Here is a 19,390-nt window from a genome sequence, read left to right on the forward strand (position 1 = left end):
CCGGCTGCCTCGTCTCAATGCGGCATGCCGTGGCCGGCGGCCGGCTTCTTGATGAAGAAGGCCGTAGCGACCGCCGCAATGGAGATGATCGCGCCGCAGAGGAACGCCGCCCGAATTCCGGCCGTTGTCGCTGCAAGGGCACCGCTGCCGGCCAGTTCGGCGCTCGAGCCCGACATCGTCATGATCGCGACGAAGAGCGCGGTGCCAGCCGCGCCGGCGACCTGCTGCGTGGTGCCGATCATGGCGCTGCCATGCGAATAGAGATTGGGCGGCAGGGCTCCGAGGCTGGCGGTGAACAGTGGTGTGAACATCAGCGCAAGACCGATGCTGAGGACGATATGGGCGACCAGCAGCAGCCAGAACGAGGTGTCCTGCTGGATGAAGGTCAAGCCCCACATCAGCGCGCTGAACAGGATGGCGCCTGGAACGACAAGCGGCATCGGGCCATACCGGTCGAACAGGCTGCCGACGCTCGGGGCGCAGAGGCCCATGATCAGACCGCCCGGGAGGAGCAGCAATCCGGTCTGAAGCGTTGTCAGTCCCAGTACGTTCTGCAGGTAGATCGGCAGCAGGATGAAGACACCGAACATCGACATCATCAGGATCGCCATCATCACCGCCGGAATGGTGAAGGCCGGGATTGTCAGGGTGCGCATGTCCAGCAAGGCCCGGTCCTGCTTCTGAAGATGCAGTTGTCGCAGAATGAAGACCGCGATGACCGCCGCGCCCAATCCCAGCGGAAGCCAGGGCGAAACGACCGGCGGGTGAATTGCGGCGTCGCCCAGGCCGCTCAGGCCATAGACGAAGCTGCCGAAGCCGATGGCGGAAAGCGGGATCGACAAAAGATCGATCGGTGCCTTCATAGGCTCGGTGACGTTCTTGATTTTCCAGGCGCCGAGCGCAAGCGCTGCAAGAGCGATCGGCAGGACAAGCAGGAACAGCCAGCGCCAATCGAGCGCGCTGAGAATGAGGCCCGCAATCGTCGGACCGATGGCGGGCGCCACGGAGATGACGATCGAGATATTGCCCATCGTCTTGCCGCGCGACTGCGGCGGCACCAGATGCATGATCGTGGTCATCAGCAGGGGCATCATGATCGCCGTGCCGGACGCCTGCACGATGCGTCCGACCACCAGCATGGCGAAGCCCGGCGACAGCGCGGAAATCAGCGTGCCGGCACTGAAGAGCGTCATCGCCAGGATAAAGACGGGCCGCGTATCGAGCCGCTGCAGCAAATAGCCGGTCACGGGGATGACGACAGCCATCGTCAGCATGAAGGCTGTCGTCAGCCATTGTGCCATGCTTGCGGAGATCTTGAGATCGGCCATCAGATGAGGCAGTGCGACGCCCATGATGGTTTCATTGAGAATGACGACGAAGGCCGAAACCAGCAGAAGACCGATGACGAGTTTGTTGCGCGCGCTCTGGTCTTCCGTGCCGGAGATAACTTCAACGTCGGAAATCGCTTGATTATCGAGAGTCATTGGGCTGCCTTGGATGGGTGCGGATAGGACGGTGCTCGAATGACAAAGGGAGCATCGTCAAGACGTATCGCGGAGCGATGTTCCGACATCGTCGTTACATTTTTTTATGCGCGACGCTGTCAGCATGCAACGTGTTGGCGATCAGCGTTGTTTTACAGACTGGATTGGAAGGAAGTTGAGCTAACATGTGGGCAGATCAAGGCTGCGGATGCCGCTACCGGTTGGCGATCACGCCGAGCGCGCTCATCATTAGATGCGGCAATGACCGCGAAAGAGGTGCAAGAGGCTCTAAGAGGAGAAGAGGAAGGTCGTGGCGCTACCATAGTTCATGCCCGACAGTTCGCGGTTGGCCGCGACCCCGCCTCACCTCACGGCCGTGACAGTATAGCCCTTCTGGCGGAACAGTTCGACCAGGCCTTCGTCGCCGATCAGGTGCAGCGCGCCGACCGCCATGAAGACATTGCCCTCGGCGAGGATCGGCATGGCGCGGTCGGCCATGTTGTGGTTGCGCTTCGTGATCAGCACTTCCTCGAACTTCGCCATGTCCTGGAAATCGCTGACGTTCGTCTCCGGCGCGAAATATGTGCCGGCCGGGAAAACCATGCCGATCCGGTCGCTCAGATAAAGCTGTACCGTGGTCTCCATCATATCTGCAGTGTATTCGGGATATTTGAGGCTGGAGACGAGAGACCTCACATGGAAATCGAGCGGCAGGCTGGCCATCGCCTCGATCTGCTCCTGCATGGTCTCCACGCCCTTGATCTTCTTGCCGGCCGCGACGCCGTCCCTGGCAAGTTTCATGTCGAGGAACGGTGCGCCGTTTGCCTTGCGTGAAAGTTCGCAGGTGGACAGCGAAACCATCGATGTGACCAGATAGGGCTTCATCTTGACGATCGACAGGAATGGAATGCCGCGCTTGATGAGATTGGCTTCCAGAACCGCCTTCTGGTCCGGCTTGAGATAGTTGTCGAGCGTATCCGTGCCCGAGAAATACATCAGGTCCGGCTTTGCCATCAGTCCGGCCGCCGCCTTCTGCTGATCGAGAACTTCGTCGGATTCGAGCACGACGGTGGCTGCGCCATCATAGGCGGATTTCGATTCGCGCGGCAGGTCGGTGACGCGTGGGTCCGACAGGTGGATCGTGCCGAGCAGCCAGTTGGGCTTGTGGCCAACCATTTCCAGCTTCCAGAAACGGGCACCGGCATTCTTGACCTTGTCGCCTTCCGCCTTGAGTTTCTCGTATTCCGCCGGATTTTTCAGCTGGAGTTCGGCAACCAGATCGCGGGCGCCGCAGGCAACATCCTCGGCAGCGCGCGCCGGCGAGGCGAATAGCAGGGTGGCGGCAAGCAACAAGGCTGCGAACATGTGGACCGCGACAATCAACGACAACACACTATCGGCCGCGCGGTCGAGGATGCGGCTGGATCGGTTCCTGATTTCGGGCACGGCTGTAGACATGGTCACTTCCAGATTTTCGGTTTGCGGCAGGTTAGAGCCTGCGGCCTCACATTCCCTTAACCGATATGGTTAACCGGCACGTGGATGGGCCTTCTCGTAGATGTCGAGCAGCCGCGCCGAATCGACACCGGTATAGATCTGCGTCGTCGACAGGCTGGCATGGCCCAACAATTCCTGGATCGCCCTGAGATCACCGCCTGCTGACAACAGATGCGTGGCGAAAGAATGACGCAGCGCATGCGGCGTGGCGGTTTCCGGCAGGCCGAGCACTGAGCGCATCTTCTGCATCTCGCGCTGGATGATCGCCGGCTGCAGCGGCCCGCCACGGGCGCCGAGGAAGACCGGTTGTTCCGGACCGATGACGAAGGGGCAGAGTTTTACATAGACCGCGACCGCTTCGGCCGTCGCGCCGATCAGCGGCACGATGCGCGTCTTGCCGCCCTTGCCGGTGACGCGCAGCATTTTGGCGTCGGCGGGGAAATCCAGCCTGGTCAGCGACAGCGCTTCCGAAATACGCAGGCCCGAGCCATAGAGCAGGCTCAGCAACGCCGCGTTTCGCGCGGCGATCCATGGCTCCTCGGCAAGCTGGCCCTCGTCGGTGGTCACGCGGATGGCCTGCGATGCGCTCAACGGCTTGGGCAGGCTCTTCGGCTGTTTTGGCGATCGCACGGCGCGCGAACCGGCCGCATTGACCATGCCCTTCTTCTCGAGATGCCGGAGGAAGGAGCGAAGTCCGGCGAGACCGCGCCCGAGCGTTCGGGCACCGGCACCATCCCGACGGCGATTGGCGAGGAAGGCGCGGAGATCGGCCGGCCTGAGCGCCTTGAGATCGGACATCCGCGCCGGGCCGCCGGCATGGCTGGTCAGGAACATCAGGAACTGGCGCGTGTCGCGTTCATAGGCATCGACCGTCAGCGCGGAAAGCCGGCGCTCCTCGGCGAGCGAATCGAGCCATGTCTTGCGCTCGGCCAGCAGCGCCTCGTCGGCCATGATGAGGATTTCGTTCATGGCGGCAGAATGCAGCCAATTGGTTAGTCGGCCGTTAACTCAAGCCCGCTTCCGACGGCCCGAACCAGCCGATAATGGCACCCATGGCGAGCAGGACGAGCAGCCAGTGGACACTGTCGATGATGGTCAGGTCCCAGCCGTAGTCCTGATAACGGTGGTTGACCGATATCACCATGGCCGTGAAGCCGAGCCAGATGATGAAGGACCATGCGAGGCCCGATTTCAGGTCGAATTCCTCCGAGAACGTTCCGGCGAAGGTGATGTCGTCGAGCACGAAATAGAGCACGATCGCCATGATCAGTTCGGCGATGAAGGAGATGATAAAGGGCGAGTAGCGCATCTTCATGGTGGCCGGATCGATCCGCGCCGCCTTCATCCACGGCTTGCCGAGGGTCATATAGTAGATCGCGCCGACCACTTGGCCCGCGATGGTTGCCAGGATGACGCTGAGCCAGTTGATTGATGAGAAATCCATGAGGTGCTCCAGCTCAATTCAAAAAAGCACCCCCTCTGCCCTGCCGGGCATCTCCCCCTCAAGGGGGGAGATTGGCTTGCGGCGAGGCCTTGCCTCAAGGAAACGTCGCAGTTGTAGATACGGCGCATTGTCCAGGCGAGGCGCGGGCAACGATCCGATCTCCCCCCTTGAGGGGGAGATGCCCGGCAGGGCAGAGGGGGGTTACTTGCACATTCATCAACTGTTTGAGCGGATCAACAAACGGACGTCAAGCGGACCTTCCAACAAACCGCCAGACCGTTGTCTTCTTCACCTCCGCATCCTCCAGCGCCCGCGTCACCGGCACCTCATAGGTCGCGAGCGGTTCCATCAGGTGCCGCGGGCAATAGCTGCGGCCCGGATCGCCGACGGTCACCGTTGTGCCGGTCTGAGCCAGTGTCATGAACCAAGGCACAAGGGCATTCGCGAAGCCGACATCGTAGAACACGTCGCCAGCCAGCAGCACGTCCGCATCCAGTGACGTGCCGATCAGATTGCTGTTCTTAAACGCAAGCTCGACATTGTTTAGCCGGCTATTCAGTTTGACGGCGCTCTCGGTCCATGGATCGATATCGGCCGCGACGACCGAGGCGGCACCGGCCTGAATAGCCGCGATGGCGACGAGCCCCGAGCCCGACGCGAAATCGACGACATGTTTTCCGCGCACCGTCTCCGGATGATCAAGCACATAGCGCGCCAGCCCCTGCCCACCGGCCCAGGCGAAGGCCCAGAAGGGTGGCGGCAGGCCGATTTCCTCGAGTTCGTCCTCGGTCTTCAGCCACAGATCATGCGCCTCGTCGGCGAGATGCAGCCGGATTTCGGGCACATGCGGCGGGCTCATCACGCAAGTATTTTCGAGGATGAATGCTTCCGGATCGGTCTTCACGGCGATTTGGGAGGATTGTCCAGTCCGCATGTCTTGCAGATGTAGAAATATTCCTCGTCCGTCACCGGCTGCACCGAAAGTCGCGAATTCTTGACCAGGATCATCTCGGCGAGCTTGGGATCGGCCTTGATGTCGTCGAGGTTCATCGGCTTGGGGATATCGACGACGGCGCGGATATCGACGCATTCCCAGGTCGGGTTGTCGGCGGTCGAATCGGGATGGGCCAGCGCGCAGACCTCGGCGATGCCGACGACCTCCTTGCCCTCGTTGGAATGGTAGAAGAAGCCCTTGTCGCCGATCTTCATCAGCCGCATGTTGTTGCGGGCGGCGTAGTTGCGCACGCCGTCCCATTCCTGACCACCCTTACCCTTGGATTTCAGCTTCTCCCAGGAGAAGGCATCGGGTTCGGACTTGAAGAGCCAGTAAGCCATCTCACGCCTCCGGCTTGTTGTAGGTCCAGTTCCACGGGCGGATATCGACCGAGGCGAACAGGCCGGCCTTGGCATAGGGATCGGCGGCGGCGAGCGCCCTGGCTTCCTCGATCGTCTCGGCCTTGACCACGACCATGCTGCCGTTCGGCTTGCCGTCGGCGTCGAGGAAGGGGCCGGCGAAGGCGAGCTTGCCGGCGCTGTTCAGTCCGTCTAGGAATTCGATATGGGCAGGGCGCGTATCCAAGCGCGTTTGCAGGGCGCCCGGCTTGTCCTGGCAGAGGAAGGCGAAAAGCATGATCGTTCCTTTCGGGTTCATTCGGTGGTGATCGGCCGGGTCATCAGGCCGTTGATCGCCGTTTTGACATCGATCGCGCCCTCGATGATAGAGGCGACGGCCAGCGTTACCGGCATATCCACATGATGCTCCGCCGCCAGCCGGGCGGCAATGGCGGCGGCATGCGCGCCCTCGACCAGTTCGCCGGAGGGGAGAGCCGCGCGGCCGGTGCGGCCGGTCTCGATGCCGAAGCGCAGGTTGCGCGACTGATGGCTGGTGGCGGTCAGCACGAGATCGCCAAGGCCTGAGAGGCCGCGCACGGTGTCCGGATCGCCGCCATAGGCTTCGATCAGTCGCGACATTTCGGCGAGACCACGCGCGATCAGTGCCGCGCGGGCGGAATCTCCGAGGCCGGCGCCTTCGACAATACCGCAGGCGATCGCCAGCACATTCTTCAGCGCCCCACCGAGTTGCACGCCGATGCGGTCGGTCGAGGGATAGAGCCGGAAGGTCGGGCCTGACATCGCCAGGGCGATGCGTTCGGCCTCAGCCATGTCAGGCGAAGCCACCGCCATCGCGGTCGGTAGGCCCTTGGCGATGTCGGCGGCGAAGCCGGGGCCGGAAAGAACGGATATCGAGTGATCCGGCAGTTCCTCTTCGAGCACGTCGGTCAGCAGCCTCGATGTGGCCTTGTCGATGCCCTTGGCGCAGGTGACGATCGATTGATGCTGGTGGAGATGCGGCTTCAACTCCCGCGCTGTTTCCGCCTGCGCCTGGCTCGGCATGGCAAACAGCACGATCGACGCCTGTTCGAGCAGCGCATTGTCCGTGGCATAGTGGAGGTCCGGCGGCAGGGTGATGCCGGGCAGGTTGCGGTTGTTGATCCGCGTGGCTTCGAGTTCGGCGCGCTGGTCCTCACGGCGGCAGAGCAGTGTCACATCGGCCTTGCCGGCGAGAGCTGCGACAGCCGCCAGCGCCGTGCCGAAGGCGCCAGATCCGACGACGACGATTTTTTCCGCGCCGCTCATGCCTTGGCACCCCGTTTGCCGCTGCCGATGATCGCGGCGGCGTCGGCATCGAGCGGCCAGCGCGAGCGCGGCGCGACGGTGAGGTCGTCGGGCGCAAAACCCCCGGCCATGCGTTCCAGGCCTGCCCAGGCGATCATCGCGGCATTGTCGGTGCAGAGGTTCATCGGGGGCGCCACGAAGCGGAAGCCGTTGGCGTCGGAAATGGACTGCAGGGTCGTGCGGACCTCTTCGTTTGCCGCCACGCCGCCGGCGACGACGAGCGCGGGATTGGCAACGGTATTGCCGAAGCGCTCGCGGAAGCGGGCGAGGCCGCGCCCGATCCGATCCTTCAGCGTCCGCGACACCGCGTGCTGGAAGGAGGCGCAGATATCGGCGATATCCTGATCGCTGACCGGCGCGATCGATTCGGACGCCTGCCGCACGGCGGTCTTGAGGCCGGAGAAGGAGAAATCGAGCCTTGCCTCACCGACCAGCGGGCGCGGGAAGGCGAAGCGGTTCGGATTGCCAGTCTTCGCCGCGCGCTCCACCGCGGGTCCGCCGGGATAGGGCAGGCCGAGCAGCTTGGCTGTTTTGTCGAAGGCCTCGCCCAGCGCATCGTCGATCGTCGTGCCCCAGCGCTCGTAATCGCCCACACCCTTGACCAGGATCAACTGGGTATGGCCGCCGGAAACCAGCAGCAACAGGTAGGGGAAGGCGAGCCCATCCGTCAGCCGCGCCGTCAGGGCATGGCCTTCGAGGTGATTGACGGCATAGAGCGGCTTGCCCGATGCCATGGCGATCGCCTTGCCGGTGAGCAGGCCAACGATCAGCCCGCCGATCAGGCCGGGGCCGGAGGTCGCGGCAATCGCATCCACTTCGCTAAGCTTGGTCCCCGAGCGAACCAGCGCTTCCGAAATCAGCGCATCCAGCGCCTCGGCATGGGCGCGCGCGGCGATCTCGGGCACCACGCCGCCATAGGCCGAGTGCTCATCGAGCTGCGACAGCACGACATCCGCCAGGATGCGGCCGGTGCCGTCGTCCAGCCTTTCGACGATCGCTGCGGCGGTCTCGTCACAACTGGTTTCGATGCCGAGGATGCGCTTGGATGCCAACTTGAACCTATTGTCCGATTGCGGTTAATGCCTAGAATGATTAGTTGAGAGCCGATTACACGAGAGAGGCCTTTGGATGCAAACAAAAGCTTACCGGATCGGCACGCGCGGCAGTCCGCTGGCGCTCGCACAGGCCGCTGAGACGCGGGCGCGGCTGATGCTGGCGCATGGCCTGCCGGAAGATGCCTTCGAGATCGTGGTGCTGTCGACCAAGGGCGACCGCATCACCGACCGGTCGCTGTCGGAGATCGGCGGCAAGGGCCTGTTCACCGCCGAGCTGGAAGCGCAACTGCTCTCGGGCGAGCTGGATTTCGCGGTCCATTCCTCCAAGGACATGGCGACGATCCTGCCGGAAGGGCTCGAAATCACCGCCTACCTGCCGCGCGAGGATATGCGCGATGCGTTCGTCAGCCACATGGCGCGGCGCCTAGCCGAGATGCCGGTTGGCGGCATGGTCGGCACGGCGTCGCTGCGGCGGCAGGCGCTGGTCAGGAAGCTCAGGCCGGACCTGCAGGTGAAGATCTTCCGCGGTTCCGTCGATACGCGGCTGCGCAAGCTCGCAGAGGGCGGTGCCGATGCGACGCTGCTCGCCTATGCGGGCCTCAAGCGCCTCGGCAAGCCGGAAGTCGCCACCGAAATCCTCGACCCCGAAATCTTTCCGCCGGCGCCGGCGCAAGGCGCCATCTGCGTCGAGGCGCGCAAGGGCGATGCGGCGATCGCGGCACTTCTCGCGGCCGTCAATCATGCCGAGACATATTCGGCGGTAACCTGCGAGCGCGCCTTTCTCGAAGTGCTCGATGGCTCCTGCCGCACGCCGATCGCCGGCTATGCGCTGGTCGAGGGCGACCGCATCCGCTTCTCGGGCATGATCCTGACGCCGGATGGGCAGACGTCACATTCCATAGCAAGCGATGGATTGGTCGGCGATGCCCATGAGATAGGCCGCAAGGCCGGGCATGCGATCCGTGATCGCGCGGGGACGTCCTTCTTCGAGAACTGGGGGTAATCGCCGATGCGGGTTCTGATCACGAGGCCCGAATCGCGGGCGGAGGGTACGGCGGCGAAACTCACGGAACTCGGCCACGAGCCGGTCAGCTTCCCGCTGTTTGCGCCGGTGCGTGATCCCGATGCCGCCTCGCAGGCGCTGGCGACGCCGCACTCGGCCATCGCGGTCACCTCGCCCGAGGCAGTTCGCTCGCTGATGGAACTCGGGGACGCGCTGACGCCGCATCTCGGTACCAAGGTCTTCGCCGTCGGCAGGGCGACGGCGCGGGCCGCCCGCGACGTCGGTTTTACGGATATCGATTCCGGCGCTGGGGGCGGGCTGGAACTCGCCCACCTGGTTTCCGCCTTCTACGCCGGGAAAGGTCAGCCCGATCTGCCGGTGCTTTATCTCGCCGGCGAGAAGCGGATGGGCCGGTTCGAACGCGTGCTTGCCGACAATGGAATAGCCTGCTTCGTTGCCGAGACCTACCAGATGGAGCCGATCGCCTATACGATCGAGGAGCAGCAGGCGATGCTCGTCGCGAAGAAGGCGGATGCCGTCTTCTTCTATTCCCGGGAAACGGCCAACGCATTCTTCGCGCTGGAGATCTTCAACGTCAGCCATGATGCGATCAGGAAGACGCTGTTTTTCTGCCTCAGCCGCAATATTGCCGAAGCGGTGCCCGAAGAGCTGCAGAACAGCGCGGTGGTCAGCGACAGTCCCGACGAGGATGAGCTGATCGACCTGCTGTGAGAGAGAAATGCCTTGCGGTGCAGCAGGGGGCAGTTAAGCTCCGAGCTGGACACTTAGGCCAATGAAAGAAAGGTGCCCCGTATGGAACCGGAAGACCAGAGCCGCCATTCCAAGACCAAGCCCGAGCCGGTGACGATAGACCTCGGCGCCGAAGAGGTGGCGGATATGGCTGCAGGCGATCCCGAGGGGACCGAGGACAATGTGACGGCGGATACCGACCCGGCCCCCGCAGCAGCGGCGGAAGCGGAAACCGAGACGTCCTCGAAGAGCTATTCCGGCATTCCGAATGCCAACACGTCGACCGCTGTCCCGCCGCAGCCAACCGCTGCGAAGAGCGCCGGCAGCCTGTCCTTGATTGCAGCAAGCCTGATCGGCGGTGTGATCGCGCTCGGCGGCGCGGCCGGCCTGCAATATTGGGGCGTGTTGCCCTCGCTCGGGTCGAACGAGGAAACCAAGGTCGCGCTCAACCTGATGTCGTCGGAGGTCGAGAAGCTGAAGACCGAGGCTGCCGCCCAGCCGGACGTCGATCTTTCGCCAGTCAACGCCAAGATCACGGCGCTCGAGGAGAAGATGACGACGGCGCCGGAGGCCAACGGCCTGTCGGCGGATGCCGATGCCCGCATCAACGCGCTGGCCGAGCAGGTCAAGACTGCGGAAGCGGCAGTCGGCACCCAGAAGACTGAAGCCGAGACCGCGCGTGCGGCACTCGAAATGCGCATCGAGGCCATCGAGAAGACGCTCAGCCAGCCGCGCGACGATGTCGAGGTGGCGGTCGCCATCGCATCGGCCGGTCTCAAGGCGGCGATCGATCGCGGCGGGCCGTTCATTTCGGAGCTCGATACGCTGGAAGGCGTCGATCCCGAGGACCCGGCGGTCAAGGAACTCAAGCAGTTCGCGGCGATCGGCGTGCCCTCGCGTTCAAGCCTGGTCGGCGAGTTTCCCGCCGTGGCGGACTCGATCCTTGCAGCCGTCGTGACCGACGATCCCAACCAGAGCCTCACCGACCGCCTGATGTCGAGCGCGTTCTCCGCGATCAAGGTCCGGCCGGTCGGCAATGTCGAGGGCGAGGGACCGGATGCGGTCGTGGCGCGCATGGAAGAAAAGCTGAAGAACGGCGATTTCACCGGTGCCGCGAGCGAATGGGAAAAGCTTCCCGAACCCGCCAAATCAGCATCCGCCTCGTATAAAAAGCAGCTCGATGCCCGCATCCGCGTCGAGGAACTGGTCGGTGCCGCGCTCACCAAGGCCGTTTCGACGACTAAGACGAACGGCTGAAGGAAGGTAACCACATGATTCGCATTGTTTTCTTCCTTGCTGTCATCCTCGCACTCGGCTTCGGCTTTTCCTGGCTCGCCGATCGCCCGGGCGAACTCTACATCATCTGGCAGGGCCAGCGGGTCGAGATGACGCTGATGGTCGCCGCCGTACTGGTGACCGTGCTCGTCGTTGCCGTGATGATCATCTGGTGGCTGGTCCGCACGATCTGGACCTCGCCGCAGTCGATGACCCGCTATTTTCGCGCCCGCAAGCGCGACCGTGGTTACCAGGCCCTGTCCACCGGCCTGATCGCCGTCGGTTCGGGCGATGCGCCGCTGGCGCGCAAGATGCTCGACCGGACCAAGGGCCTGATCTCCAGCGATTCCGAACCGCTGATCCATTTGCTCGAAGCGCAGGCCAGCCTGATCGAAGGCAAGACCGAGGACGCGCGCAAGAAATTCGAGCAGATGGCCGAGGATCCCGAGACCCGGGAACTGGGCCTGCGCGGCCTCTACCTCGAGGCCCTTCGCCTGGGCGCCCATGAAGCCGCCCGGCACTATGCCGAGCGCGCCGTCGAAAAAGGCCCGCATCTGCCTTGGGCCGCCGAGGCGACATTGGAATACCGCACCCAGGCCGGCCGCTTCGACGATGCGATCCGCCTGCTCGAAGGCCAGCGCGTTCTGTCCGGCATGGACAAGAAGGTGCATGACCGCAAGAAGGCCGTTCTGCTGACAGGCAGGGCACTGTCGAAGCTCGACGCCGATCCCAAGGGCGCCCGCGACGATGCCTATATGGCGCTGAAGCTGGCGCCGGATCTCGTGCCTGCGACGACCATAGCCGCCAAGGCGTATCTCCGGGAAAACAACGTCAGGAAGGCGCTCTCCACCATCGAGCAGGCCTGGAAGATCGCGCCGCAGATGGAACTCGCAACCGCCTATCTGGCGGCCGGCGGCGCCACGGCGCAGGAAAAGCTCAAGCGCGCCGACCGGCTCGAACAGCTTCAGCCGAATGCCTACGAGGCGCTGTACGCCTCGGCCTGGGCGGCACTCGACGCCCGCGATTTCGACAGGGCAAGGAACAAAGCCGAGGCTGCCGCCAAGGTATCCGAGCGCGAAAGCGTCTATCTCCTGATGGCCGATATCGAGGAGGCCGACAGCGAGGACCAGGGCCGGGTGCGCCATTGGCTGGCCCAGGCGCTGCGCGCGCCGCGCGATCCGGAATGGGTCGCCGACGGGCAGGTGTCCCAGCATTGGCTGCCGGTCTCACCGGTCACCGGCAAGCTCGATGCCTTCGAGTGGAAACAGGCCTATGGCCCCGCACCGGGCCTGGTCAGTGACGGCACGGCCAATGGCGCCGACCACGCGTTCCGCTCGCTGCCCGCGCCCGCCAAAGCCAGCGAACCGATCGCCGTGCCGGAACCGCGCGAGGTCGTGCGGCCCATCGAGAATCCGATCACGCAGGTCGATGTGCCTGATGAGCCCGAACCGAAACCGGAGCCGATCGTTCTGGATGAGGCGGCGCCCAGGAAGCGCGAAAGCGCTAACGAGGATCAACCCTTCTTCGGCCGTCCGCCGGACGATCCCGGCGTGAAACCGGTCAAGGAAGCGGTGGCGAAGCCGGCAACATTCAGGTTGTTCTGAAAACGGGTGGCGATGGAGGCGGAAAGCGGCGATGTTCGATCGACTTAAGACATTCCTGAATTCGCTCGGCTCGGAAACCCCGAGTGTCGAACCGGACGAAACGGCTGTGGCCATCGTGGCGCTTGCGCTCCATGTCATCCATGCCGATGGAGTGGTGGAAGAAAAGGAAAACCAGGTCCTCGAATCGGAAATCCGTAATTATTTCAATCTGTCCAAGGGCGAGTATGACGAGATGCTCGCGGCCGCGAAGCACCAGGAAGAGCGCGCAATCGATCTTTTCCGCTTTACATCACGGATCAATCGCGCTCTTGATGAGCGTCAAAAGACGGAATTCATCGGCCTGCTCTGGCAAATCGTGCATGCCGATGATCAAAGAAACGAGATCGAGGATCACCTGGTATGGCGAATTGCCGAATTGATCGGCGTTTCCGGCCGTGTTCGTATTGCCCAACGGCAGGAAGCGGAGCGGGCCAACAAAGGTGAGTAGTTAAGGACTATGCTGCAATCGCTCAGGAAAACGCTGCCGGCGGATGACCGGCCGGTTCTGATCGTACTCCATCAGGAGCATTCCACGCCGGGTCGCGTCGGGCATATGCTCGAAGCCAAGGGCTACCGCCTTGATGTCAGGCGCCCGGCCTTGGGGCAGAGACTGCCCGAGACCATGGCCGATCATGCCGGTGCCGTCATCTTCGGCGGCCCGATGAGCGCCAATGACGAAGACGACTTCATCAAATACGAGATCGACTGGATCAACATCCCGCTCTCGGAAAACAGCCCCTATCTCGGCATCTGCCTCGGTGCGCAGATGCTGGTCAAGACCCTCGGCGGCCGCGTGGCGGGCCATCACGAGGGACTGACCGAGATCGGCTGGTATCCGCTCCAGGCGACCGAAGAAGGCGAAAAGCTGATCGAATGGCCGAAGATGGTCTATCAATTCCATCGCGAGGGCTTCGACCTGCCTGAAGGCGCGACGCTGCTTGCGCGTGGTGATGCCTATGAGAACCAGGCGTTCCGGGTCGGCGAAAATGCCTGGGGCATCCAGTTTCATGGCGAGTTGACCCGGGTGATGATGCATCGCTGGGTAGTCCGCGGCGCCCATCGTTTCGAACTGCCGGGTGCGCAAACCGGCGACAAGCATCTCGAAGGCCGTTTCCTGCATGACGCGCCGCTGAGGAACTGGATGTCGGGCATGCTCGACATGGTGTTCAAGCCGCGCGAGATTTGAGGCTGGCTCCCTCTTCTCCCCTTGGGGAGAAGGTGGCCGAAGGCCGGATGAGGGGTTGCGCGAAGCGCCGGACAGCCAATGGGAACCCCTCATCGCCTCGCATACGCTCGGCACTTCTCCCCAAGGGGAGAAGAGGGAGCAAGTGGCGCCCCCGCAGCTTCAAATCGAGCGCCCACGCCTCTGACGAGTCAATCTTCAATCGAGAGGAACCGACATGAACGCGATGCAACGTCAGCCCGCGCGTGAGCCCAACGACCTCGAACGCCTGCTCATCGAGCGCCAGCATGCCGGCGATATCGATGGCATGACCGCGCTGTTCGAGCCGGATGCAGTGATCGACTGCAGCGATGGACAATTCGTGCGCGGCCACGAGGCAATCCGCGCCCTCTATGTGGAATTTGCCGCGACCGGCAGGAAATTCGCCCAGGGCGAGCAGCGGCCGGCGCTGATATCAGGCGATCTCGCGCTGACCTCGACGAAGCTGCCCGATGGCGATGTCACCAGCGAAGTCGCACGAAGGCAGAGCGACGGCACGTGGCTCTGGGTGATTGACCGCTATTCCGTCACTTGACCGCCGTCGTCCGGTCTGGCGCATCCAGCGTATCGATCCTGCGCAATTGCGGGAAGATTACCGCCCATATGATCGATACGGCCAGCGTGCCGACGCCGCCGATGACCACGGCGGGCACCGCGCCGACGAAATGCGCCATGACGCCGGCGCGGAATTCGCCGAGTTCGTTGGACGCGCCGATGAACACCGAATTGACGGCGTTGACGCGGCCGCGCACCTCGTCGGGCGTCCAGAGCGCCAGCAGCGTCTCGCGCACATAAACGGAAATCATGTCGCCCGCGCCCATGACGGCCATTGCCGCAATCGACAGCCAGGGCGTCTGCGACAGACCGAAAACCATATGGGTAATGCCGAAGATGGCGACGCCGATGAACATCTTTATCCCCGAATCGTGCTTGATCGGAAAGGCGGCGAGGTAGATCGCCATGGCGATGCCGCCGACACCGGGCGCGGCCCTGAGCATGCCGAGGCCGAGAGGTCCGAGTGTCAGGATATCGGAGGCGAAAATCGGCATCAGCGCCACGGCGCCGCCGAGCAGCACGGCGAAGAGATCGAGCGAGATCGCGCCGAGCACGACCTTCTCGAAGCGGATGAACTTGAAGCCCGCGAGGATATAGTTCCAGCTCGTCGGCTCGCCCGCCTTGCGCTGCGCTGGCTTCGGAATGGTGTAGACCAGGGCCGCGCCCGCCACCATGAAGGCGAGCGCCACGGAATAGGCGACGACGGGTCCCAATCCATAGAGCAAGCCTCCGGCGACCGGGCCGATGATCGATGCGGTCTGCCAGGACGAGGCATTCCAGGCGAAGGAATTGGCGAGGTCCTTCTCCGGCACCAGGTTGGGCGCCAGCGATTGCACCGCCGGCCCCATGAAGGCACGCTCGATGCCGAAGACGACAAGCACGATGAAGACCGGTATCGGCGCGAACGTGCCTGATATGGTGAGCAGCAGCAGTGCGGCGGCGCAGAGTGCGCTGATCGTCAGGCAGATCGACACGATGGCACGCCTGTTATAGCGATCCGTCACCGAACCGGTGACGAGGATGAGGATGAGTGCCGGCAGGAACTGGACGAGGCCGATCATGCCGAGCAGGAAGGCACTCTTCGTCACCTCGTACATCTGCCAGCCGACGGCGACCGAGATGATCTGCGTGGCGAAAGCGGCCAGAAAGCGGGCGCAGAAAAACAGTGTATAGGAACGATGGCGAAAGGCGGCGAAGCGGTCTTCCGCCGGATTGACTTGCATGTGACGCTCGTATGCGGGAAAAGCTGGAACGGCGCGTGGCCGTTAATCATAGCGGGTAAGCGAAGCAGGCTCGCTCTTGCCCGATAAAGAGCCAATGATTACATGTCTGTCAACGTGAAATCGCGCAAGCCCCGGCCGGAACGGCTGGGGGCGCGGCCAAGAGGAACCCTATGCTACTCGTCATCCTGTCGACCCTGAACTTCATCATCAACATCATGTGGTTCATCATCATCGTCTCGGCGATCTTCTCCTGGCTCTATGCGTTCAACGTCATCAACACGCGCAACCAGTTCGTCAACCAGGTCGGCGGCGCGCTCTATCGCCTGACCGAGCCGCTCTACCGGCCGATCCGCCGCTTCATGCCGAACCTCGGCGGCATCGATCTTTCGCCGCTCGTGGTGCTGGTCATCCTGTTCTTCCTGCAGCAGGTCATCGCTTACATCGCCCGCACCTACGGCTGATAGCGAACCACCACACTCCAATAAAAGCCTCCGGACCGATCCCGGTCTGGAGGCTTTTTGCAAATCTATTCCAAAGGCGTGATTTACTTGCTCGCCTTGTAGCGCTCGATCGCCTCGACGATCAGGCGGCGCGCATCGGCCGCCCCCCGCCAACCATCGAGCTTCACCCATTTGCCGGGCTCGAGATCCTTGTAGTGTTCGAAAAAATGCTCGATCTGCTTGATCGTGATCTCGGGCATGTCGGTATATTCATGCACCTTCTCGTAGCGCAGCGTCAGCTTCGGCGAGGGAACGGCGATGATCTTTTCGTCCTTGCCGGAATTGTCTTCCATCATCAGCACGCCGATGGGACGCACATTGATCACGCAACCCGGCACCAGCGGGCGAGTGGAGGCGATCAGCACGTCGATCGGGTCGCCGTCTTCCGACAGCGTATGCGGCACGAAGCCGTAATTGCCTGGGTAGTGCATCGGCGTATAGAGGAAACGATCGACGACCAGCGCGCCGGCTTCCTTGTCCATCTCGTATTTGATCGGATCGCCGCCGACGGGCACTTCCACGATCACGTTCACGTCTTCCGGCGGATTGTTGCCGATCTTGATAGCGTCGATGCGCATCAGGCGTCTCCTACATTTGTTCGTGCCCGGCAATAGAAGGATTCCGCCGTTCTGACAACATTGCCGTGGTCGTGAAAGGCCGGATTTAAGAGAAATTCGGATGCGGCGGTAAATGGAATGCGTTAATCACTAGTCCTGTGATGGAGGTGGCGATGCGCTGGGCGACAACGATCTCGATCTGTCTTGTTACGATGGCGACGCAATCCGATGCCACACTGGCCGCCGGGAGCGCCTTTACCGATCTCGAGCTGGAGAAGTGCGAGACCCTGGTGGCGCCCGATCCGGGCGAACCGGGCGGCGATTTCACGTCCCTGCTTTGCCCTGGTCTCGGCGACTACAAGGTTCTCTTCAAGGAAGGCGACCTGCGCCAGAGTGTGCATTACGGCTTCCTCAAGAAAGCGATCATCGATCACGCCTTCGAATCCTTCGGTCCGTTCAACCACATGAACCCGAAGATCGAATGGCGGATCGGCGCCAGCGGCAAGCCGATCGCGGCGATCCAGCGCTTCTTCGTCGGAGATGAAAATTCCCAGGGCCAGATCCTCGTCATCTCGAAGGTCGGCCAGCCGGACGAAGAGGAAGGGTGTCCCGTGGGTTATGTCGATGCGCTGGCCAGCAAGGATGCAAACAACCTGGCACGCGCCGTCGCCGACGGCCTTGCCCTGCACTTCCGCTGCGGTGCGGACACGCCCGACTATCATGGTGCGAAAGGCGACAAGGCAGCCGATCCCATGATCTACCACGGTGATGACGGTTAGCGGTTGAATGAATCCGACCAGTCATGCGTATCCCTATGCGAAAGGATACCGCAATGACCCTCCGCGCTTCCATCATTGCCCTGCCCGCCCTTGCCGTGCTTGGCATCAACGCACCGGCTCATGCCCGAGAGAGCGCCTATACGAGCACCGCGACCGACAAGGGTTGCGTGACATCGGGCACGCCGACGCCTGAAGACGAGGATATGGGGAACGTCTCGCTCAAGTGCCCGGGCTACAAGGATTATCCCTTCTATTTCAACGCCTATGACAACAGGGAAAGCACCTATTTCGGCCACCTGAGCAAAGAGATCCTCGACGGCGCCGGCGAGACGTTCGAGACGTTCAACTATATCGGCGACAAGATCGAGTGGCGTCTCGACGATCATGGCGTGCCGCGCGCGACCATCCTGCGCTACATGATCCAGAACCTCAACCCGGACACCTCGGAGCCCGACAAGGCGCATGAGGGCCAGGTCCTCGTGATCTCCCGCGTCGGCCAGCCCGACGATATGACCGGCTGCATCACGGCTTACGTCGATGCACTGGAGAACAAGGATGCCAACGACATCGCCCGCAAACTCGCGGATGAACAGGCGCCGGGCTTTCCCTGCGGCAAGCAGCAGCCGAAATTCCACGGCAAAACAGGCAAGCTCTCCGGCTATCCGGTTTACAATTACCCGGATTTGAGCGCGGCGAAATAGGTTTGTGTTTAGAAAGGAAGACCCCGCCCCGAAACCCCTCCCCACAAGGGGGAGGGGCCAAACTGTGGCACTCCCATTGCCCAAAGGGAACGTTGGCGCTTGCTGCGACGATTCTGTTTGAGTGCCGAGTGTGCAGCGGGTTAAGCCCCTCCCCCTTGTGGGGAGGGGTTTGGGGCGGGGTCTTTCTAAAGCGGCGGGCGTATCAACTCCGCCAGACAAACCCGAGCTTCTTGATCGATTTCTCGCCGAAGCGCTCCATGCCCTCGGCGACATCCATGCCGCCCATGGCGCGGTAGAAGGTCACGGCATTGTCGTTGTCTTCCAGGCACCAGACGACGAGGCCCTGCATGCCCAGCCCGCTCAGGACGGCACGGCATTCGCGGAACAGATAGCTGCCGAGCCCGATGCCCTGGTATTCCGGCAGGAGATAAAGCTCGTAGATCTCGCCTTCCTGCTTCAGTTCGCGGACGCGGTTCAGGCCGATCGTGGCATAGCCCGCGATCTTGTCCGCAACCTCGACAACCAGCAGGGTCGAGGGACCCCGCGCCGCGCGGCGCCACCAGTCTTCGCGCCGCCGCTCGATCATCTGCACGAGCGCGCGATGCGGAATCATGCCGGCATAAGCGCTGATCCAGGCCGTCCGATGAACGCCTGCGATGGCTCTGGCATCGCGCGGATCGGCACGCCTCACGTCAATTGACAACGTCGTCATAACGTCTATCCACCATACACGCCGTGGCTGACGCCACGAATACTCAAAAGGGACTGCCAGTCAGGTTAACCGATTGTTAACCATCGCGGCAAGACGCAAGTTCCGAATCAGACGTTAAAAGATCGGGGAGTCGGGGTGGAGCGACTTCTGAGGCGAGGCCAAGTTATCAACAAGGTTCTGGCCGCTGGGGAGGGAATTGGCTCGATCAGATGGCCGGGTTTTCGTGCCGATTATCAGGATAGTCGGAGCTCAGGGCCTGGAGAGCTTGTTCGGCAAGGCGCCGGAACCACATCCGCGACGTCATCCTAGGGACA

22 protein-coding genes are annotated in these 19,390 nt (G+C 62.6%); 10 read left to right on the plus strand and 12 right to left on the minus strand.

The window, feature by feature from the left end; translation table 11 throughout:
• Positions 1-14: 14 nt before the first annotated feature.
• The 9 genes from ACSQ26_RS25300 to tsaD all read right to left on the minus strand — a co-directional run bounded on the left by ACSQ26_RS25300 (position 15) and on the right by tsaD (position 8,153).
• Entirely contained in the window at positions 15-1,484 is a 1,470-nt protein-coding gene (locus ACSQ26_RS25300) for a DHA2 family efflux MFS transporter permease subunit (protein WP_436013849.1), read from the minus strand.
• Positions 1,485-1,847: 363 nt separating this feature from the next.
• On the minus strand, positions 1,848-2,942 hold the full coding sequence (locus ACSQ26_RS25305) for a TraB/GumN family protein (protein WP_436013851.1): 1,095 nt from the start codon (positions 2,940-2,942) through the stop codon (positions 1,848-1,850).
• 69 nt (positions 2,943-3,011) lie between these two features.
• The gene (locus ACSQ26_RS25310; RefSeq protein ID WP_436013853.1) at positions 3,012-3,950 is read right to left on the minus strand and encodes a tyrosine recombinase XerC; all 939 of its coding nucleotides are present in this window, start codon (positions 3,948-3,950) and stop codon (positions 3,012-3,014) included.
• Positions 3,951-3,984: 34 nt separating this feature from the next.
• On the minus strand, positions 3,985-4,425 hold the full coding sequence (locus ACSQ26_RS25315) for a DUF1761 domain-containing protein (protein WP_436013855.1): 441 nt from the start codon (positions 4,423-4,425) through the stop codon (positions 3,985-3,987).
• A gap of 247 nt (positions 4,426-4,672) precedes the next feature.
• Positions 4,673-5,329 carry a class I SAM-dependent methyltransferase gene (locus ACSQ26_RS25320; protein WP_436015469.1) on the minus strand — a complete coding sequence of 219 codons (657 nt, stop codon included), beginning with the start codon at positions 5,327-5,329 and terminating at the stop codon, positions 4,673-4,675.
• Entirely contained in the window at positions 5,326-5,760 is a 435-nt protein-coding gene (locus ACSQ26_RS25325; protein WP_436013857.1) for an EVE domain-containing protein, read from the minus strand. Before ACSQ26_RS25325 ends, ACSQ26_RS25320 begins: the two co-directional genes overlap by 4 nt.
• Before the next feature lies 1 nt (position 5,761).
• On the minus strand, positions 5,762-6,055 hold the full coding sequence (locus ACSQ26_RS25330) for a YciI-like protein (protein ID WP_436013859.1): 294 nt from the start codon (positions 6,053-6,055) through the stop codon (positions 5,762-5,764).
• A 17-nt stretch (positions 6,056-6,072) separates the two neighbouring features.
• Complete coding sequence (locus ACSQ26_RS25335) at positions 6,073-7,062, minus strand: NAD(P)H-dependent glycerol-3-phosphate dehydrogenase (RefSeq protein WP_436013861.1); 990 nt, start codon at positions 7,060-7,062, stop codon at positions 6,073-6,075.
• Entirely contained in the window at positions 7,059-8,153 is a 1,095-nt protein-coding gene (tsaD, locus tag ACSQ26_RS25340) for a tRNA (adenosine(37)-N6)-threonylcarbamoyltransferase complex transferase subunit TsaD (protein ID WP_436013863.1), read from the minus strand. Before tsaD ends, ACSQ26_RS25335 begins: the two co-directional genes overlap by 4 nt.
• A gap of 76 nt (positions 8,154-8,229) precedes the next feature.
• Between tsaD and hemC the strand changes: the two genes are divergently transcribed.
• The 7 genes from hemC (at position 8,230) to ACSQ26_RS25375 (ending at position 14,584) form a co-directional block, all read left to right on the plus strand.
• A complete protein-coding gene (gene hemC / locus ACSQ26_RS25345) occupies positions 8,230-9,159 on the plus strand; it encodes a hydroxymethylbilane synthase (RefSeq protein ID WP_436013865.1) in 930 nt (309 codons plus the stop codon).
• 6 nt (positions 9,160-9,165) lie between these two features.
• Complete coding sequence (locus tag ACSQ26_RS25350) at positions 9,166-9,891, plus strand: uroporphyrinogen-III synthase (protein ID WP_436013867.1); 726 nt, start codon at positions 9,166-9,168, stop codon at positions 9,889-9,891.
• 81 nt (positions 9,892-9,972) lie between these two features.
• Positions 9,973-11,166, plus strand: coding sequence for a COG4223 family protein (locus ACSQ26_RS25355; protein WP_436015471.1), 1,194 nt, complete (start codon positions 9,973-9,975; stop codon positions 11,164-11,166).
• A gap of 14 nt (positions 11,167-11,180) precedes the next feature.
• Positions 11,181-12,788 carry a heme biosynthesis protein HemY gene (locus ACSQ26_RS25360; RefSeq protein WP_436013869.1) on the plus strand — a complete coding sequence of 536 codons (1,608 nt, stop codon included), beginning with the start codon at positions 11,181-11,183 and terminating at the stop codon, positions 12,786-12,788.
• A 106-nt stretch (positions 12,789-12,894) separates the two neighbouring features.
• A complete protein-coding gene (locus ACSQ26_RS25365; RefSeq protein WP_436013871.1) occupies positions 12,895-13,275 on the plus strand; it encodes a TerB family tellurite resistance protein in 381 nt (126 codons plus the stop codon).
• Positions 13,276-13,284: 9 nt separating this feature from the next.
• The gene (locus tag ACSQ26_RS25370) at positions 13,285-14,013 is read left to right on the plus strand and encodes a glutamine amidotransferase (protein ID WP_436013873.1); all 729 of its coding nucleotides are present in this window, start codon (positions 13,285-13,287) and stop codon (positions 14,011-14,013) included.
• Positions 14,014-14,227: 214 nt separating this feature from the next.
• Complete coding sequence (locus tag ACSQ26_RS25375; RefSeq protein ID WP_436013875.1) at positions 14,228-14,584, plus strand: YybH family protein; 357 nt, start codon at positions 14,228-14,230, stop codon at positions 14,582-14,584.
• Here the strand turns inward: ACSQ26_RS25375 and ACSQ26_RS25380 are convergent.
• Positions 14,577-15,827: an MFS transporter gene (locus ACSQ26_RS25380; RefSeq protein ID WP_436013877.1), complete on the minus strand. Its 1,251-nt coding sequence runs from the start codon at positions 15,825-15,827 to the stop codon at positions 14,577-14,579. The genes ACSQ26_RS25375 and ACSQ26_RS25380 overlap by 8 nt on opposite strands.
• Positions 15,828-15,997: 170 nt before the next feature.
• On the opposite strand from ACSQ26_RS25380, the gene ACSQ26_RS25385 reads away from it, so the two are divergent.
• The gene (locus tag ACSQ26_RS25385; protein WP_436013879.1) at positions 15,998-16,288 is read left to right on the plus strand and encodes a YggT family protein; all 291 of its coding nucleotides are present in this window, start codon (positions 15,998-16,000) and stop codon (positions 16,286-16,288) included.
• A gap of 83 nt (positions 16,289-16,371) precedes the next feature.
• On the opposite strand, the gene ppa is transcribed toward ACSQ26_RS25385, so the two are convergent.
• Positions 16,372-16,905, minus strand: coding sequence for an inorganic diphosphatase (ppa, locus tag ACSQ26_RS25390; protein ID WP_436013881.1), 534 nt, complete (start codon positions 16,903-16,905; stop codon positions 16,372-16,374).
• Positions 16,906-17,057: 152 nt separating this feature from the next.
• On the opposite strand from ppa, the gene ACSQ26_RS25395 reads away from it, so the two are divergent.
• Complete coding sequence (locus tag ACSQ26_RS25395) at positions 17,058-17,663, plus strand: hypothetical protein (RefSeq protein WP_436013883.1); 606 nt, start codon at positions 17,058-17,060, stop codon at positions 17,661-17,663.
• Between the two features lie 53 nt (positions 17,664-17,716).
• Positions 17,717-18,364, plus strand: a complete 648-nt coding sequence (locus tag ACSQ26_RS25400; RefSeq protein WP_436013885.1) for a hypothetical protein — start codon at positions 17,717-17,719, stop codon at positions 18,362-18,364.
• Between the two features lie 202 nt (positions 18,365-18,566).
• Here ACSQ26_RS25400 and ACSQ26_RS25405 read toward each other — a convergent pair whose 3' ends face one another.
• Positions 18,567-19,076, minus strand: a complete 510-nt coding sequence (locus ACSQ26_RS25405) for an N-acetyltransferase family protein (RefSeq protein WP_436013887.1) — start codon at positions 19,074-19,076, stop codon at positions 18,567-18,569.
• Between the last annotated feature and the right edge of the window lie 314 nt (positions 19,077-19,390).

It is taken from the genome of Rhizobium sp. LjRoot254 (genome assembly GCF_964254105.1).
GTDB lineage: Bacteria > Pseudomonadota > Alphaproteobacteria > Rhizobiales > Rhizobiaceae > Rhizobium_E.

Bases quoted from the DNA above. Each gene is read 5' to 3' on its own strand.
- ACSQ26_RS25350 (WP_436013867.1), top strand. From the start codon at position 9,166: ATGCGGGTTCTGATCACGAGGCCCGAATCGCGGGCGGAGGGTACGGCG.
- ACSQ26_RS25360 (WP_436013869.1), top strand. From the start codon at position 11,181: ATGATTCGCATTGTTTTCTTCCTTGCTGTCATCCTCGCACTCGGCTTC.
- ACSQ26_RS25300 (WP_436013849.1), bottom strand. From the start codon at position 1,484: ATGACTCTCGATAATCAAGCGATTTCCGACGTTGAAGTTATCTCCGGC.
- ACSQ26_RS25375 (WP_436013875.1), top strand. From the start codon at position 14,228: ATGAACGCGATGCAACGTCAGCCCGCGCGTGAGCCCAACGACCTCGAA.
- ppa (WP_436013881.1), bottom strand. From the start codon at position 16,905: ATGCGCATCGACGCTATCAAGATCGGCAACAATCCGCCGGAAGACGTG.
- ACSQ26_RS25305 (WP_436013851.1), bottom strand. From the start codon at position 2,942: ATGTCTACAGCCGTGCCCGAAATCAGGAACCGATCCAGCCGCATCCTC.
- ACSQ26_RS25315 (WP_436013855.1), bottom strand. From the start codon at position 4,425: ATGGATTTCTCATCAATCAACTGGCTCAGCGTCATCCTGGCAACCATC.
- ACSQ26_RS25380 (WP_436013877.1), bottom strand. From the start codon at position 15,827: ATGCAAGTCAATCCGGCGGAAGACCGCTTCGCCGCCTTTCGCCATCGT.
- ACSQ26_RS25385 (WP_436013879.1), top strand. From the start codon at position 15,998: ATGCTACTCGTCATCCTGTCGACCCTGAACTTCATCATCAACATCATG.
- ACSQ26_RS25330 (WP_436013859.1), bottom strand. From the start codon at position 6,055: ATGCTTTTCGCCTTCCTCTGCCAGGACAAGCCGGGCGCCCTGCAAACG.
- ACSQ26_RS25310 (WP_436013853.1), bottom strand. From the start codon at position 3,950: ATGAACGAAATCCTCATCATGGCCGACGAGGCGCTGCTGGCCGAGCGC.
- ACSQ26_RS25395 (WP_436013883.1), top strand. From the start codon at position 17,058: ATGCGCTGGGCGACAACGATCTCGATCTGTCTTGTTACGATGGCGACG.
- ACSQ26_RS25335 (WP_436013861.1), bottom strand. From the start codon at position 7,062: ATGAGCGGCGCGGAAAAAATCGTCGTCGTCGGATCTGGCGCCTTCGGC.
- ACSQ26_RS25325 (WP_436013857.1), bottom strand. From the start codon at position 5,760: ATGGCTTACTGGCTCTTCAAGTCCGAACCCGATGCCTTCTCCTGGGAG.
- hemC (WP_436013865.1), top strand. From the start codon at position 8,230: ATGCAAACAAAAGCTTACCGGATCGGCACGCGCGGCAGTCCGCTGGCG.
- ACSQ26_RS25400 (WP_436013885.1), top strand. From the start codon at position 17,717: ATGACCCTCCGCGCTTCCATCATTGCCCTGCCCGCCCTTGCCGTGCTT.
- ACSQ26_RS25405 (WP_436013887.1), bottom strand. From the start codon at position 19,076: ATGACGACGTTGTCAATTGACGTGAGGCGTGCCGATCCGCGCGATGCC.
- ACSQ26_RS25370 (WP_436013873.1), top strand. From the start codon at position 13,285: ATGCTGCAATCGCTCAGGAAAACGCTGCCGGCGGATGACCGGCCGGTT.
- ACSQ26_RS25355 (WP_436015471.1), top strand. From the start codon at position 9,973: ATGGAACCGGAAGACCAGAGCCGCCATTCCAAGACCAAGCCCGAGCCG.